The sequence below is a fragment of the Bacillus cereus group sp. BcHK124 genome (assembly GCF_027712065.1).
In the GTDB taxonomy this organism is placed as follows: Bacteria; Bacillota; Bacilli; order Bacillales; family Bacillaceae_G; genus Bacillus_A; species Bacillus_A pacificus.
Window position 1 is genome coordinate 82,777 of sequence record NZ_JAQFPJ010000016.1, and the last position, 13,671, is coordinate 96,447.

The window sequence follows — 13,671 nt, forward strand, 5'->3', positions numbered from 1 at the left end:
TGATGCACCGTCAAAAATAGAGGACAGTCTTATAATAGACTGCCCCTCACGCTCTACGCCTTCTCATTTCCTGCAACACTTCTTCCGCTTTTTGTTCATACGATAAATCTTTAAAGAAATCCGCCAATCTCTTATAATCGTTATACGTATCTAATAAGTCATCCATCTTTTCTGTTTTCATCACTTGTTGTTTTTGCTTCATTTTTACCGGATAACGATATCCCGATACTTCTTGTATTTTGTAATACTCATCCTCTACTTGAATGACCTTTACAAGTTCCTCTTCTTCCGCATCCATCGTATACCCATCAAAATCTCTAAGCAATTCATAAATGATATGAGTCCACTCATCTTTTGGATAAAACCCTTTTTCTAACCGATAACCGACAATGCGATACATATGCCCATCATTTTCTGCAAACTGTACTGTATCATTTAGCTTAAATTTAAAATAACGAAACATTGTCTTCACCTACTTATATGTAATGTTCTTATCACATACTATTTGCAAAATGTAGGTCTTGCTATTCATAAAAAAATACTCATCTTATAGATGAGTATTTTTTACGATGATTTTTCTCTTTTCTTTCGAAATGGTAACCACCAGTTCCAGTCTCCAAACAATTTCATTAAACTTGGTACGAGCATAAGACGAATAATTGTTGCATCAAGAAATATCGCTAATGCAACGCCAAGCCCCATTTGCTGTACTGGTAAAATATCAGTAAAGGCGAAAGCACCAGTTACAACAATCATAATTAATGCAGCTGATGTAATAATTCTACTTGTTGAAACAAGTCCTTCTAACGTCGCTTGATCGTTATCCCCTGTTTCTTCATACAGTTCATGGATACGCGAAATAAGAAATACTTCATAATCCATGCTAAGCCCAAAGACGAGGCCGAAAATGAAGATTGGTAAAACAAATAGAACTGGACTTGCTTCTAAACCAAAATGACCACCTTCGAATAGCCAAACAACAATTCCAATTGTTGCGCTTAAACTAAGTATATTCATAATAATCGCCTTAATTGGAATGAGTATAGATCGAAATGCAAATAATAATATAACAAACGTCGATCCAAATATAACAGACATACCAATTGCAACTTTATCTTTAATTTCATCTTCTAACTCTTGTTGGAACGTCGTCATTCCACCTAGATAATATGTAACGTTCGTTTCTTTATAATTTTGTTTAAAATCACGAACCCACTGTTTCCCAATTTCTGTACGTGGTTTTGTATCTAAAAAGACTTCGATTGTTGTCTTATTTCCTTTCGTATACGCTTCAAATACCGGAGCTATTTTAACAGCTTCTGGCGACTGTAACATCCCAGCAACTTGATCTGATTTCATTCCATTTAAACTGTCGTATAAACTTCTTACTTCATATACTTTCTTATCATCTTTTAACTTTTGAACGACTTCTTCTACCTTTCGTAAACTTTCCTTTTCTTTCATATCTTTTTTCGTCTCTACGACTAACGTAACATCGGCATGTGTTTTTGCAGTTTCATTAAATGCCTCTTCGTACTTCTCATATGCAATTCTTGTATCACTTTGTTTAGGTAAAGCCTCCACATCAGGGAACTGCAAATTAGCTGTACGTAATGGTAATAAGCAAATCACAATACATGTTGTAACAACAATAATCATCACAATTGGATGTTTCATTACAAATTGTGCAAATGTACGCCACGCCTTTGCCGGTGTATGTGCTACTTGATTCTTTTTTAATATTCGTTTACCGATTAACGATAATAACGCTGGAAGAAGTGTGAGCGAGAATAAAATACTCATAATCACAACAATCATTCCACTAATTGCGACAGACTGAATATAATCGATTTTAAAGAAAAACAAACCGGATAGGCCAACGAATACACATAATCCTGAAAATACGATTGCCCGCCCTGCTGTTTGATATGTAATTGCTATTGCTTCTTTTACCGTTCGCTTTGCAACTTCCTCTCGAAAGCGATTTACAAATAATAGCGCAAAATCAATAGATAATGCAAGTCCAATCATCGGTGCAACATTTAACACAAAGATAGATAGTTCCTTATCGCTACCTATAAAATATAGTATGCCCATCGTACTAATAACACTAAGTGCCCCATTTACGATTGGTAAAATAGATGCCAAAAGGCTACCGAATGAAAATAGTAATACGAGAAATGCAATTGGTAACCCAATCATCTCTGCTACTTTTAAATCATTTTGCGTTCTTTCATTAATCTCTTTGTTAATTTTCGGAAACCCTGTAGGTGTTACTTTTAATGCTGCATTACTTTTCTTTTCGATTTTATCAGCAAATTGTAATGTCTTTTCCATTCGTTCTTTATTTGTTTTCCCGGAAAATAAAATTGTCGCATAGCCGATATCATCTTGTAACATTTCTTTATTTTGCACTGGATGATGGAAAGATTCATATGTCTCTTTCTCTTGTACATTTTTTACAATAACCTCTACTTGCTTTTGAAATTCCTCATGTGAAACGCCCTTATTTTTTTCAAAAACGAGTAGAAGTGTATCTTGAGACCTCTTAAAATCTTTATCTAAAATTTCTTTCGTTTTTTGATAGTCCCCTTCCGTTTGGAAGCCATCACCACCTAATACGCCTGGTAGCTTTGGTGCGAATATACCGAGTGCTATCGCAACCAATAGTAAAGCTACAATTACTGTATAACGAAACTGATATAAAAAAGCTCCTAACTTTCCCCACTTATCTACTTTATGTACATTTGTTTTCATACATTTTCACCTACTTTACATCATTCAATTGTCACTTATACTGTATCACATCTTAATGGAAACAAAAAACGTCTAGAAAAACTATAATAATAGTTTTTCTAGACGTTTTTATCTCTCTTTATTAAGACCAAGTCTCTCAGTAAGTAAACGATGGCAATAAATCACCATAATTAACAAAATACCACCTACGCAATAACCAGCTAAAATATCAGTTGGATAATGTACATTTAAAATAACTCTACTTAATCCAATCGACACAATTACTATTCCCATCAAAATTGTTATAACATATTTCCCTGTTACACTCTTCAAATTTGCTGCAATGATATAAGCGAGAAACCCGAATGTCATAATAGATAACATTGCATGCCCACTAGGGAAACTATATCCAAGTGCATCCAATGCTTCGTTTAACGAAGGACGATCTCTTTTCACAATTTCTTTTATCCCTTTATTCACAAGATGTGTGATTAAAATGCCCATTGGATACACGATCATCGCGGCATAATAACGTTTTCTCCAAAAAACAAATAAACTTATAACGAGCACAGTTACAATTCCAATGGCAGACCCTAATTTTGTATAGTGTGAGAAAAATGTAAGCGAACTTTCTGTTTGTAATCCTTTTACTAACCCTCTGACATATGTATCCATCACTGTAACACCACCAGCATGTACGCGCCAAGCAACAATGCCAAATACAGCAAATAATAAACCGATACACATTACCTCATATTGATGCAACTTTTTCAAACGATTTCCTCCTACTATGAAAAAATGCGATTTCTACTTTAGAAACCGCATTTCCTTACTTATTTACCTTTTGTTTTTAGCTCTGTCCAGTAACGATCATAATCTTTTAACTTATCATCTACATCAACAAGCCATTCCGTACGATCTAATTCTTCTTTCGTTAAAAAGATCATGTGGTTATCACGATATTCTTTACTATGAAGAGGATGAGCTTTTTCATTTGGATTACTGTATCCAATTGACTCGTAGTTTTTCACACTTACTTTCTCATCTAGTAAGTAGTTCATAAACTTCTCTGCAAGCTCTTTGTTTTTTGCACCTTTTGGAATTGCTAACGTATCAGCCCAAATTGTGCCGCCTTCTTTTGGTACAACGTACTCTACATCTTTATTATCTTTTGCGATAAATGCTGCATCCCCAGACCAAACTGTTCCGATCCAAGCATCTTCTGTAATGAATTTTTGTTTAATATTATCTGTATCAAATGCTAATAAGTTTGGAAGTAGCTTCTGTAAATCAGTTGCTGCTGTCTTTAACTGTGCATCGTCTTTCGTGCTGTTTGAGAACCCATGCTTCTTAAGACCCATTCCTAACACTTCACGAGAATCATTTAATAAAGTTACATGCCCTTTATATTTCTCATTCCATAGATCAGCCCAGCTTGTAGGTGCTTCCTTCACATACTTTTTATTGTATGCAATACCTGTTACGCCCCAAGTATATACTAAAGAATATTTATTTTCCGGATCAAATGCAGGTGTCTTAAAATTAGAAATCATGTTTTCGATATTTGGGATATTCTTTTTATTTAACGGCTCTAATAAATCCATTTTCGCCATTGTTTTAACCATGTAATCAGACGGCTGAATTAAATCATACTTCGCGCCACCTGCTTGTAATTTCGCAAGCATTTCTTCATTACTTGCATACTTATCATAGTTAATTTTCACGTTATATTTCTTTTCAAAATCTTTTAGCACTTGCTCATCAAAATTGTCAGCCCAGCTATAAATGTTTAATTCTTCTTTTTTTTCACCACAACCAGCAAGTACACCAGCAACAAGGCTAAAGCTAATTGCTGCGCCGGCTAATCTTTTCATTAATTTCATCGGTTTATTACCCCCTCGTACTTTCTAGATCGTTCGTATTATAAAGGAAGGTGTCCTCCAGAGTTTTCTTCACCATCTGCACCTTTGTTACGGAAGATTTCAGATAGAACCATTAATCCTACGATAGCTACAATTAAAATTGTAGAAAGTGCATTAATTTCTGGTGATACTCCGCGCTTAACCATACTGTAAATGTATAATGGCAATGTTGTTGATCCTGGTCCTGATACGAAGAAACTAATTACAAAATCATCAATTGATAATGTGAATGTTAATAATGCAGCTGAAATAACTCCTGGTGCAATTGCTGGGAACGTTACATAACGAAACGTTTGCCACGGCGTTGCTCCTAAATCATTCGCAGCCTCTTCTAAATCACGTCCCATACCAGAAAGGCGTGCTGCTAAAATAACGACAACAAATGAAATACTAAATGTAATGTGTGCAATAATAATTGTTGTTTTACCAAGTTCCATACCTAATTGACTAAATAATATAAGTAAAGATAATCCCATTAAAATATCAGGGATTAAAATTGGTAAATATACAAGACCGTTAATCGCACCTTCATAACGATATTTATAACGATGTAATGCAATTGCGAAAATCACACCAAGAACAGTCGTTACAATCGTCGTTACGACCGCAATCGTCATACTATTTACAAACGCATCAATAACATCTTGTTTTTGAAATAAATCTGTATACCAATGGAATGTGAATCCTTCCCATTCCGCATTAATGCGAGAATCATTGAAGGAATACACCATTAAAACCATCATTGGAAAATACAAGAACAATAAAATTAACCAAGAATAAGAAACTAAAAACTTCTTCATCTTTGCCTATTCCCCTCCGTTCCCATCATATTTATATACTTTCGTTGCACGATAATATAAGTAAATTAACAGAACAGAGAATAGAACAACAATCATAGATAACGCAGATCCAAACGGCCAATCACGCGCTCCTAAGAATTGATTTTGAATTACGTTTCCGATTAATGCTACTTTCGATCCACCCATAACGTCTGATACAACAAACATTCCGATAGAAGAAACAAACACTAAAATAGAACCGGTAGCAATCCCTGACATCGTCATTGGTACTGTAACATTCCAAAATGCCTTTACTGGTGTTGCCCCTAAATCATAAGCTGCTTCTAGCTTACGCTTATCAAGCTGCTCAATCGCTGCATACACTGGTAAAATCATAAATGGTAATAAAGAATATACCATTCCGAGTATGACAGAAGGTGTATTATATAGTAAATTTAAAGGTTCACTAATAATACCTAGCTTCAATAGCAATGTGTTTACAAGACCTTGTGAACGTAAAATAACAATCCATGCGTAAGAACGAACAAGGAAGTTAATCCAAAACGGGATCGTTGCCAATAATAAAAGAATCGAACGATATTTGCGATCAACAATTGTAATTGTATATGCAAATGGATAACCGATCAGTAAACATATTACTGTCGTAATAACCGCAATTTTCACTGTTTCCCATAACGTCCCCATATATAATGGGTCAAATACACGTGCTATGTTCTCTAATGTAAATTGCATTTCCACTGTCCCATATGCTCCGCGCTGCATGAAGGCAAATGCCAATACAAACAGAAGGGGAATTAGGAAGAAGATTAACAGCCATGCGACTGTAGGTAGTGCGAGTAATTTCCCTTTTTTCAATTTAAGGTCACCTCGTCCTCTTGCTCCCAGCCTACGTATACATTATCTCCAATGCTCCACTGTGCTGCTTCTTCAGCAGTTTGATATGCCATTAGTAATTCTGATGTTTTCTCATCACGTACATAAAGCTTTTCCATATTTCCAACAAACTCAATGTCTTCAATATGTCCAAGGTGGTATTCTTTTAAAATTGGCTCTTCAACCGAACGCACTTTTACATTTTCAGGGCGAATTGCTACATAGCCTTCCCCGTTTTTCACAATATTATTTTCACCGATAAATGTCGCAACGAACAACGTTTTCGGCTTATTATAAATTTCTTTCGGCGTTCCGATTTGTTCAATATGGCCTTTATTCATAACAACGATACGATCACTCATGCTCATCGCTTCTTCTTGATCGTGCGTTACGTATATGAACGTAATTCCTAAATTACGTTGTAAGTTTTTCAATTCACGTTGCAAGTCTTTTCTTAACTTAAAGTCTAACGCCCCAAGTGGCTCGTCTAGTAATAATACACGCGGGTTATTTACAATCGCTCTCGCAATTGCTACACGCTGCTGCTGTCCACCAGAAAGCTTTGCAGGTTTACGATTACGGAACTCAAGTAACTGCGTTAAACGCATTGCCTCTTCAGCACGCTCTTTCTGCTCTGCTGCCGGTACTTTCTGCATTTTCATGCCGAAACAAATATTTTTCTCCACATTCATATGTGGGAATAGCGCATAATGTTGGAACACTAAGTTCATATGACGCTTATATGGTGGCAAATCGTTAATCTTTTCATCATCTAATAAAAGATTCCCTTTAGTTGGAGTTTCAAATCCTGCGATCATACGAAGTAACGTCGTTTTCCCGCAACCACTCGGTCCTAAAATAGTTAAAAATTCCCCTTCTTTAATATCTAAAGAAAGCGGTGGGATAATCACTTGATTTCCAAAATGTTTTTCTACTGCTTCAACTTTAATAATCTTTTTCATTTTCCCGTCCAATCTACCTTAAATTTTAATTTTTATATTCATGAATAAATATTTATGTTCTATAGACTATTTTTTGTTTCGATCCAAACAAAAATGGTTATTTAGCAAGCGTTCACTTCTATTCTTTATGTAGTATGTTTGATTCATTTTCGCATGATACATAATGTCGAACAGAAAAACCCCTTCCATTGCGAAGGGGCTATTATCATACGGCTACGCCTACTGATAAACACCATCATCATTTTAACAACTTTCGTATGAATTTTAAAGCACTTTTTGTAGAAGAGTAACGAATTTTCATATCGAATGCCGTAGATTGGGCTAAAATGCTTTTATAATGTGAAAAAGTCCGAAAACTTTCTTCCCCATGATAACTCCCTAATCCACTACTTCCGACGCCCCCAAAAGGTAAATATGGCGTTGCAAGATGATAGACGACATCATTAATACAACCTCCACCATACGAAATATTACTCGTTACTTTCTTTTGCACTCCTTTATCTTCAGAAAATACATATAACGCTAATGGCTTCGGATGTTGTTGAATCGTGTCAATTACATCTTCTATGTTTTCATATTCTATAATTGGTAAAATCGGACCAAAAATTTCATCTTCCATAACGGAACTTTTCCATGTAACATTAGTTAACACTGTTGGTTCTATATGTAAAGTTTCTTTTTTATAGTTCCCGCCAATTACAGTTTTACCATCTTTCAAAAACGTACATAAACGTTCAAAATGACGTTCACTCACAATTCGTACGTAATTATCATTATGCAGTGGCTCTTTGCCATACTGCTCCGCAATTTCATGTCGCAGTGCCTCAATTAACTGTTCTTTCACTGAAGCATGCACATACATATAATCAGGCGCTACACACGTCTGCCCTGCATTTAAAAACTTCCCCCACACAATTCTTCTTGCTGTTACATCTATTTTTGCATCTTTATGTACAATACATGGACTTTTTCCGCCAAGTTCTAACGTAAGCGGCGTCAACTGTTTTGCTGCTGCTTCCATGACAACTTTCCCAACGCCCACACTACCTGTGAAGAAAATATAATCAAATGGTTCCTTCAGCAAAGCTGTACTCTCTTCAACCCCGCCTTCTACTACCGCTACAAGCTCTTCTTGGAATAATTCCTCTAACATCCTTGTAAGCACTTTGGAAACGTTTGGCGTTAACTCCGACGGCTTTAAAACGATTGTATTTCCAGCTGCCAGCGCTCCTACAAGCGGTGCAATTGCTAATTGAAACGGATAGTTCCACGGTGCAATAATAAGTGTCACACCGTATGGTTCAGGCACTACTTTCCCCTTTGATCCAAAATGAGTGAGCGCTGTTCGAACACGCTTCGGTTTACTCCACGATGAAATATGCTTCAATTGAAAGGAAATTTCTTTTAATACATATCCAACTTCCGTTGTAAACGATTCATGAACTGACTTATTTAAATCTAATTTCAACGCCTGAAATATTTCTTCTTCAAAACGCTGAACGCCTTCATAAAGCTTCTTCAAATTATTCTTTCTCACTTCTATACTTCTCGTATAGCCATTATAAAAATATGCCTTTTGTTTATTTACAATAGAAGAAACACTCATTCGTTCACCTTCTTCCACTATTTTTATCCAATTCTTTCATTATTTATATAGACTTCATATATAATAAATTTCTATTCGTAAAGTTACATTATATATAATTTCTTCTTTTATATAAAATTCATTGCTCACAAAAAAACTACCGAAAAAAAATCTCTCGGTAGTTTTACTGTATTAACGATATAAACGAACAGCACCTGCAGAATTATCATCAGCTTGTCCTACTACTTCAAACTTCAGACCAAGATTCGGTAAAATACGTCCTGCATCTGGAATCTGTTGGTTAATATACGTTTTCGAATCGTCAAATTTCGGTACACCCGCTAAGCCATCATACGTAAATGTTCCACGCGTTGGAGATACAACTTTCCAAGCTGGTGTTTTGTCGAATGAGAACGCTGCATCAGCGATTTGGAATCGTGTACTACTCTTAACTGTCGGTTTACCATTTAAAGTTCCTACAATTGCTTCTGGGTGAGAGTCAACTACGCCAAGGAAACCATGTCCTGGATGTACGCCAACCCAGTTATCTGTGTAAGCAGAGTCCGCATACCATACGACCATACCAGTGTTAAATACTGGACCGCGTGCAAATTTCAATGCGTTATCTGCACCAGCATAGTTTCTCCACTCTACATAATAGTTATGTTTTTTCTTCTCAGTTCCGTTAGATACAACAAAGCCATCTAATTTTAATTGCGGTGTACCTTCTGCATCATCAGAGAATACTACTTTACCATCTACTGTTAATGAAGCATTATCAAGAGCAAATCCATTTAATGCTAAACCACCATCAGTAATGTAATCAAATGTTAATTTTACTTTCTTGCCTTTGAATTGACTTAAATCATATGATTTGTCAATCCATTTTCCATTTGTCGAATCGGCATTTCCACTATTTGCTTTCTCACCAAGTCTTTCAATTAACGTTTGTTTACCATCTTCTGTTACAGCGTGTACTTCAAGGAAATCATAACCTGCTTCAATCTCATATAATGACTTGAAATCAAATTTTGCATTCGTTGCATTCGTTAAATCGAACAACGGTGTTTCCATCTTCGTATGAAGATCGTCACCTTTTGTGCTGTAATAATATTGTTTACCAAATGCTGGCTCAATTGTTTTAACATCTTTATCCGGTAAGTTAACACGGATCATGCCTGGTCTTGCTGATTTCGTAACACTTTGATCCAAATATGTCGCTAAACCGATACCTTTATTTAATTTCTCGTAATCTACTTCTACGATATTTGCCCAGTTACCACCGATTGTTTTTTGGAAAAACTCTTTATTTTGTGGCGAGAAACTCGTTGGCGTCGTTCCAGCGATTTTACCAGCCCAGCTTCCGCCACTCATAATAGACCAAGCTTCAATCGGCTCACCTTGACCACTATATTGTGTATCGTACTCATCTGGAAGACCTAAATCGTGACCATATTCATGTGCGAATACACCAACTGCTCCATCTTCTGGTTCAATTGTGTAGTCGAATGCTGCCATCTTTCCACCCCAATATGGTACTTTCGCTTGTGTACCTTCAATTGGGAATGGCTTTGGTCCAACTGTCCAACGGTGCGACCAAATTGCATCATCGCCTAATTTACCACCGCCTGCTTCTTGTCCAACACCCGCATGAATAATCATTAAGTGATCGATTAAACCGTCTGGTTGATTTTTATTTCCATCACCATTTACATCGTATTGATCAAATTGGTCGAACTCTGATAAATCAATACCACTATCTACAGCTGCTTTTAATGCATCTTTTACTAAATCACGTGGCCCTTTTGGTCCTTTATTATCATGGCCTCCGCCCGGAGCATCTGCACCGTAATCAGCAGCTTTACCAGGAACTGTTAACCATTTTGTAACTGTTCCATCCACTGTGTAACTACCACCAGATTGCTCTTCGTAATATTGTTTAAACGTTTCAATTTTACTTCCATCATCTAATGTGAATGGCTCGTTGCCGAATAACATTTTTTCATAATGTTCTTTATTAAAATCGTTAGAATACATATATCCAGGCTCTTTGTCGATATTATTATGTTTAAAGTCAGCGTACTCTACAAGTAAAACGAGTACTTTGTCTTTACGAACTTCACCGTTATAGTCTTTTTGTTTCGCTGGAGAAGTTGGTACTTTACCATTTAGACCGCCTTTAACTGGGCCTGTCGCTGCAGGTGTGCCTGTTGCTGGTTGATTTAATTTTTCTTTCGTTTCTGCTTTCGCATCTTTCACTTTCTTTAAAAAGTCAGATGCATCTTTCGTAAGTTGGTCCCCATTCGCTGCTTCTTTTCCAGGATTTTCACCCTTTTTGTTCTCTACATATTTTTCGACAGCTTTCTTTGTTTCTGTCTCTGAAGCCTTCGAATCAATTACCCCACGTTTTTTTAGCGCATCCGCTAAACGTTCTTCCGGAATTAAATGATCATCAACTGGGCTCGTAGCTGTCTTATTTACAGGTGTTTCAGCATATGCAGACTGGCCACCTGCTCCGAATGAAAGACCTAATACAGCTGTCAAAGCGATTGATGATAAAACTTTGAACGGTTTCTTGTTCATCCCTTATTTCCTCCCCTAATAAATAATATGTATTACAAATTGAATTTTATTAAAAATTCAATATTTTTTCAATATTTAGTCATATTATGTAATGTTTTTAATATATTTGTAAAAATTCCATAGTTAGCATACGAATATATCACAATTCAACAATGTTTTCTGAAAATATTGAAAATATTTGTCAGAAACTTTATAATCGCCATAGAGGGAATTTAATGGGGATTTTATCTTTGTTTTATCTACAAAATATTTGATAATTCACTACATAAAAATACAAAATCTGATTGTATTATCACGTATTCTGTAGCAGCAGTTATGACCGATAATTAGGGAGGAATTACATTTGTACAAAGATAAGACTGACGCACTGGACCAAGAATGGATTGATTTAATACTTGAAGCTCTAGACGCTGGTATCGCCCTGCAAGATATCGAACATTTTTTCCAACGTATGAAGCCATCCACTCAGGCTCAATAGGTTTGTTCTTTTTAACGAAGTTTATGTTATAATAATGACATCATAAGACGACGACATATTGATAGAAAGGTGCGCAAATATGATTGGAGAACGTATAAAACGCCTGCGTTTACAAAAAGGTATTTCATTAACTGAACTTGCCGAAAAAGCTGGTGTTGCTAAATCTTACATTAGTTCTATAGAACGAAATTTACAAAAGAACCCTTCCATTCAGTTTCTTGAAAAGATCGCAGCAGTTCTACAAATTCCAGTTGATACTTTACTTCATGATGAAACAACAAAGGAAGCTAACCTAGACTCCGAATGGACACAGCTCGTCAAAGATGCAATGAACTCCGGCGTCTCCAAAGAACAGTTTCGTGAATTTCTTGAATTTACAAAATGGAAGCAAGATCAAAAATAATAAATATATGAAGGAGCCTATAAAACTAGCGCTCCTTTTTTCTTTATTAAAAAAAAGCGGGCATCTCCCGCTTTTTTTATATATTATTTTTCTTCGCCATCTGTTTGGCTCGCATTGAATGTCCATTCTAAGTTCAATGAATCGCCTTGGAATTTATTTTGATCTTGACCATCATCTACGAATTCAAACTGTACCCATAGATAGTCTTCTGATTTTGGTGCTAGACCACCATTCTCTGCCCACTCTGGAGCAAAAACGTCTTTAGCTATAACGTCAGGATCTAAATTTTGTAATTCCGCTAAAGTTGTTTCATATACAGGCTCACTTGCTTTATCCCAGTTCCAAAGGAATTTCACTTTAATATGCTTACCGAAGTCTTCACCAGCATTATCACCTTTTGCATCTTTCACATTATACTTTGTCGCTAATTTAACGTCTTTAATCGGTAACGTACCGTCGTTCTTTAATAAGAACTCTTTCTTAACAGAATCCCCTGGTTTTAAATCTTTAATATCCACAAGCGTTTTAGGGTTTAATGTAAGATCTAACGTCCCAGCTGCAAATGTATTATTTGAAACCTCTTTATCGCTAAAGTATGCAAACGTTCCTCCACCAATTAAAGATAACCCCAATGCTGCTGATGCAACTCCCATACCTAATTTCTTTTTCAGACTCACAATCAATTCCCCCTAGCTGTTTTTTATATTTTTATTGCTATCTCTTATTTAAAATAAGAGATGTAACTAAAACTATATTAGCTTAGCTAATATTTGTTCTTTTTTAAAAACCTTATGTTCATTATAACGAACATAACTGTAGAAATACAACACATATTTATTAATATTTTCAGTTATTTTTATTTCTCAATATTATTCCGAAATTTCGGAATAATATTGAGAAATAAAGAAAAACTTTAATTAATATTCCCTATCTATACTAATTATTAATCTTCACCATCATATTGCCAATTAATTTTCTCATATCTTTTTTTTGACGTAGATTGTTAAAATAAAGAGGGCACGCCGAATAGGTGAGTCGCAATATTCTCTCACCTACTCGGCTTTATAACCACTATTCGCTCTATATGTTACTGCATTTTAATTGCTATTCTTGTTTCTTACTCTCTTCTTGCTTTTTTGCTTCCTCTTGTTTCTTCTTCTCTTCTAGCTTTCTCGCTTCTTCTTGTTTCTTCTTCTCTTCTAGTTTTTTCGCTTCTTCTTGTTTCTTACTCTCTTCTAGTTTTTTCGCTTCCTCTTGTTTCTTACTCTCTTCTAGTTTTTTCGCTTCCTCTTGTTTCTTACTCTCTTCTAGTTTTTTCGCTTCCTCTTG

13 protein-coding genes are annotated in these 13,671 nt (G+C 35.7%); 2 read left to right on the forward strand and 11 right to left on the reverse strand.

What is annotated here, in order from left to right:
• Window positions 1–46: 46 nt before the first annotated feature.
• From PDK19_RS20350 to inhA1, 9 genes are all read right to left on the reverse strand, one after another.
• The gene (locus tag PDK19_RS20350; RefSeq protein ID WP_000490293.1) at window positions 47–463 is read right to left on the reverse strand and encodes a hypothetical protein; all 417 of its coding nucleotides are present in this window, start codon (window positions 461–463) and stop codon (window positions 47–49) included.
• A 101-nt stretch (window positions 464–564) separates the two neighbouring features.
• Window positions 565–2,757 carry an MMPL family transporter gene (locus PDK19_RS20355; RefSeq protein WP_074615354.1) on the reverse strand — a complete coding sequence of 731 codons (2,193 nt, stop codon included), beginning with the start codon at window positions 2,755–2,757 and terminating at the stop codon, window positions 565–567.
• 108 nt (window positions 2,758–2,865) lie between these two features.
• Window positions 2,866–3,483: a phosphatase PAP2 family protein gene (locus tag PDK19_RS20360; RefSeq protein WP_014893200.1), complete on the reverse strand. Its 618-nt coding sequence runs from the start codon at window positions 3,481–3,483 to the stop codon at window positions 2,866–2,868.
• An 86-nt stretch (window positions 3,484–3,569) separates the two neighbouring features.
• Entirely contained in the window at window positions 3,570–4,619 is a 1,050-nt protein-coding gene (gene potD / locus PDK19_RS20365) for a spermidine/putrescine ABC transporter substrate-binding protein PotD (protein ID WP_000772496.1), read from the reverse strand.
• 38 nt (window positions 4,620–4,657) lie between these two features.
• Window positions 4,658–5,458 (reverse strand): spermidine/putrescine ABC transporter permease PotC, encoded by an 801-nt coding sequence (gene potC / locus PDK19_RS20370; protein WP_000714205.1) that lies wholly within the window; start codon window positions 5,456–5,458, stop codon window positions 4,658–4,660.
• A gap of 6 nt (window positions 5,459–5,464) precedes the next feature.
• The gene (gene potB, locus PDK19_RS20375) at window positions 5,465–6,313 is read right to left on the reverse strand and encodes a spermidine/putrescine ABC transporter permease PotB (RefSeq protein WP_000715494.1); all 849 of its coding nucleotides are present in this window, start codon (window positions 6,311–6,313) and stop codon (window positions 5,465–5,467) included.
• Window positions 6,310–7,293: a spermidine/putrescine ABC transporter ATP-binding protein PotA gene (potA, locus tag PDK19_RS20380; RefSeq protein WP_000720319.1), complete on the reverse strand. Its 984-nt coding sequence runs from the start codon at window positions 7,291–7,293 to the stop codon at window positions 6,310–6,312. Before potA ends, potB begins: the two co-directional genes overlap by 4 nt.
• A gap of 238 nt (window positions 7,294–7,531) precedes the next feature.
• Window positions 7,532–8,917, reverse strand: coding sequence for an aldehyde dehydrogenase (locus tag PDK19_RS20385; RefSeq protein WP_074567594.1), 1,386 nt, complete (start codon window positions 8,915–8,917; stop codon window positions 7,532–7,534).
• Window positions 8,918–9,070: 153 nt separating this feature from the next.
• Window positions 9,071–11,461, reverse strand: a complete 2,391-nt coding sequence (inhA1, locus tag PDK19_RS20390; RefSeq protein WP_001035916.1) for a M6 family metalloprotease immune inhibitor InhA1 — start codon at window positions 11,459–11,461, stop codon at window positions 9,071–9,073.
• Between the two features lie 343 nt (window positions 11,462–11,804).
• Between inhA1 and PDK19_RS20395 the strand changes: the two genes are divergently transcribed.
• On the forward strand, window positions 11,805–11,939 hold the full coding sequence (locus tag PDK19_RS20395) for an anti-repressor SinI family protein (protein ID WP_000276218.1): 135 nt from the start codon (window positions 11,805–11,807) through the stop codon (window positions 11,937–11,939).
• A 79-nt stretch (window positions 11,940–12,018) separates the two neighbouring features.
• Complete coding sequence (locus tag PDK19_RS20400; RefSeq protein WP_000578877.1) at window positions 12,019–12,342, forward strand: helix-turn-helix domain-containing protein; 324 nt, start codon at window positions 12,019–12,021, stop codon at window positions 12,340–12,342.
• 83 nt (window positions 12,343–12,425) lie between these two features.
• Here the strand turns inward: PDK19_RS20400 and calY are convergent, their stop codons facing one another.
• Window positions 12,426–13,019 (reverse strand): biofilm matrix protein CalY, encoded by a 594-nt coding sequence (gene calY / locus PDK19_RS20405; RefSeq protein ID WP_049111370.1) that lies wholly within the window; start codon window positions 13,017–13,019, stop codon window positions 12,426–12,428.
• A 427-nt stretch (window positions 13,020–13,446) separates the two neighbouring features.
• A partial coding sequence (locus PDK19_RS20410; protein WP_270707918.1) for a hypothetical protein occupies window positions 13,447–13,671 on the reverse strand: 225 nt, incomplete at its 5' end.

Bases quoted from the DNA above. Each gene is read 5' to 3' on its own strand.
- potA (WP_000720319.1), bottom strand. From the start codon at position 7,293: ATGAAAAAGATTATTAAAGTTGAAGCAGTAGAAAAACATTTTGGAAAT.
- PDK19_RS20400 (WP_000578877.1), top strand. From the start codon at position 12,019: ATGATTGGAGAACGTATAAAACGCCTGCGTTTACAAAAAGGTATTTCA.
- potD (WP_000772496.1), bottom strand. From the start codon at position 4,619: ATGAAATTAATGAAAAGATTAGCCGGCGCAGCAATTAGCTTTAGCCTT.
- potC (WP_000714205.1), bottom strand. From the start codon at position 5,458: ATGAAGAAGTTTTTAGTTTCTTATTCTTGGTTAATTTTATTGTTCTTG.
- PDK19_RS20360 (WP_014893200.1), bottom strand. From the start codon at position 3,483: ATGTGTATCGGTTTATTATTTGCTGTATTTGGCATTGTTGCTTGGCGC.
- PDK19_RS20355 (WP_074615354.1), bottom strand. From the start codon at position 2,757: ATGAAAACAAATGTACATAAAGTAGATAAGTGGGGAAAGTTAGGAGCT.
- PDK19_RS20350 (WP_000490293.1), bottom strand. From the start codon at position 463: ATGTTTCGTTATTTTAAATTTAAGCTAAATGATACAGTACAGTTTGCA.
- inhA1 (WP_001035916.1), bottom strand. From the start codon at position 11,461: ATGAACAAGAAACCGTTCAAAGTTTTATCATCAATCGCTTTGACAGCT.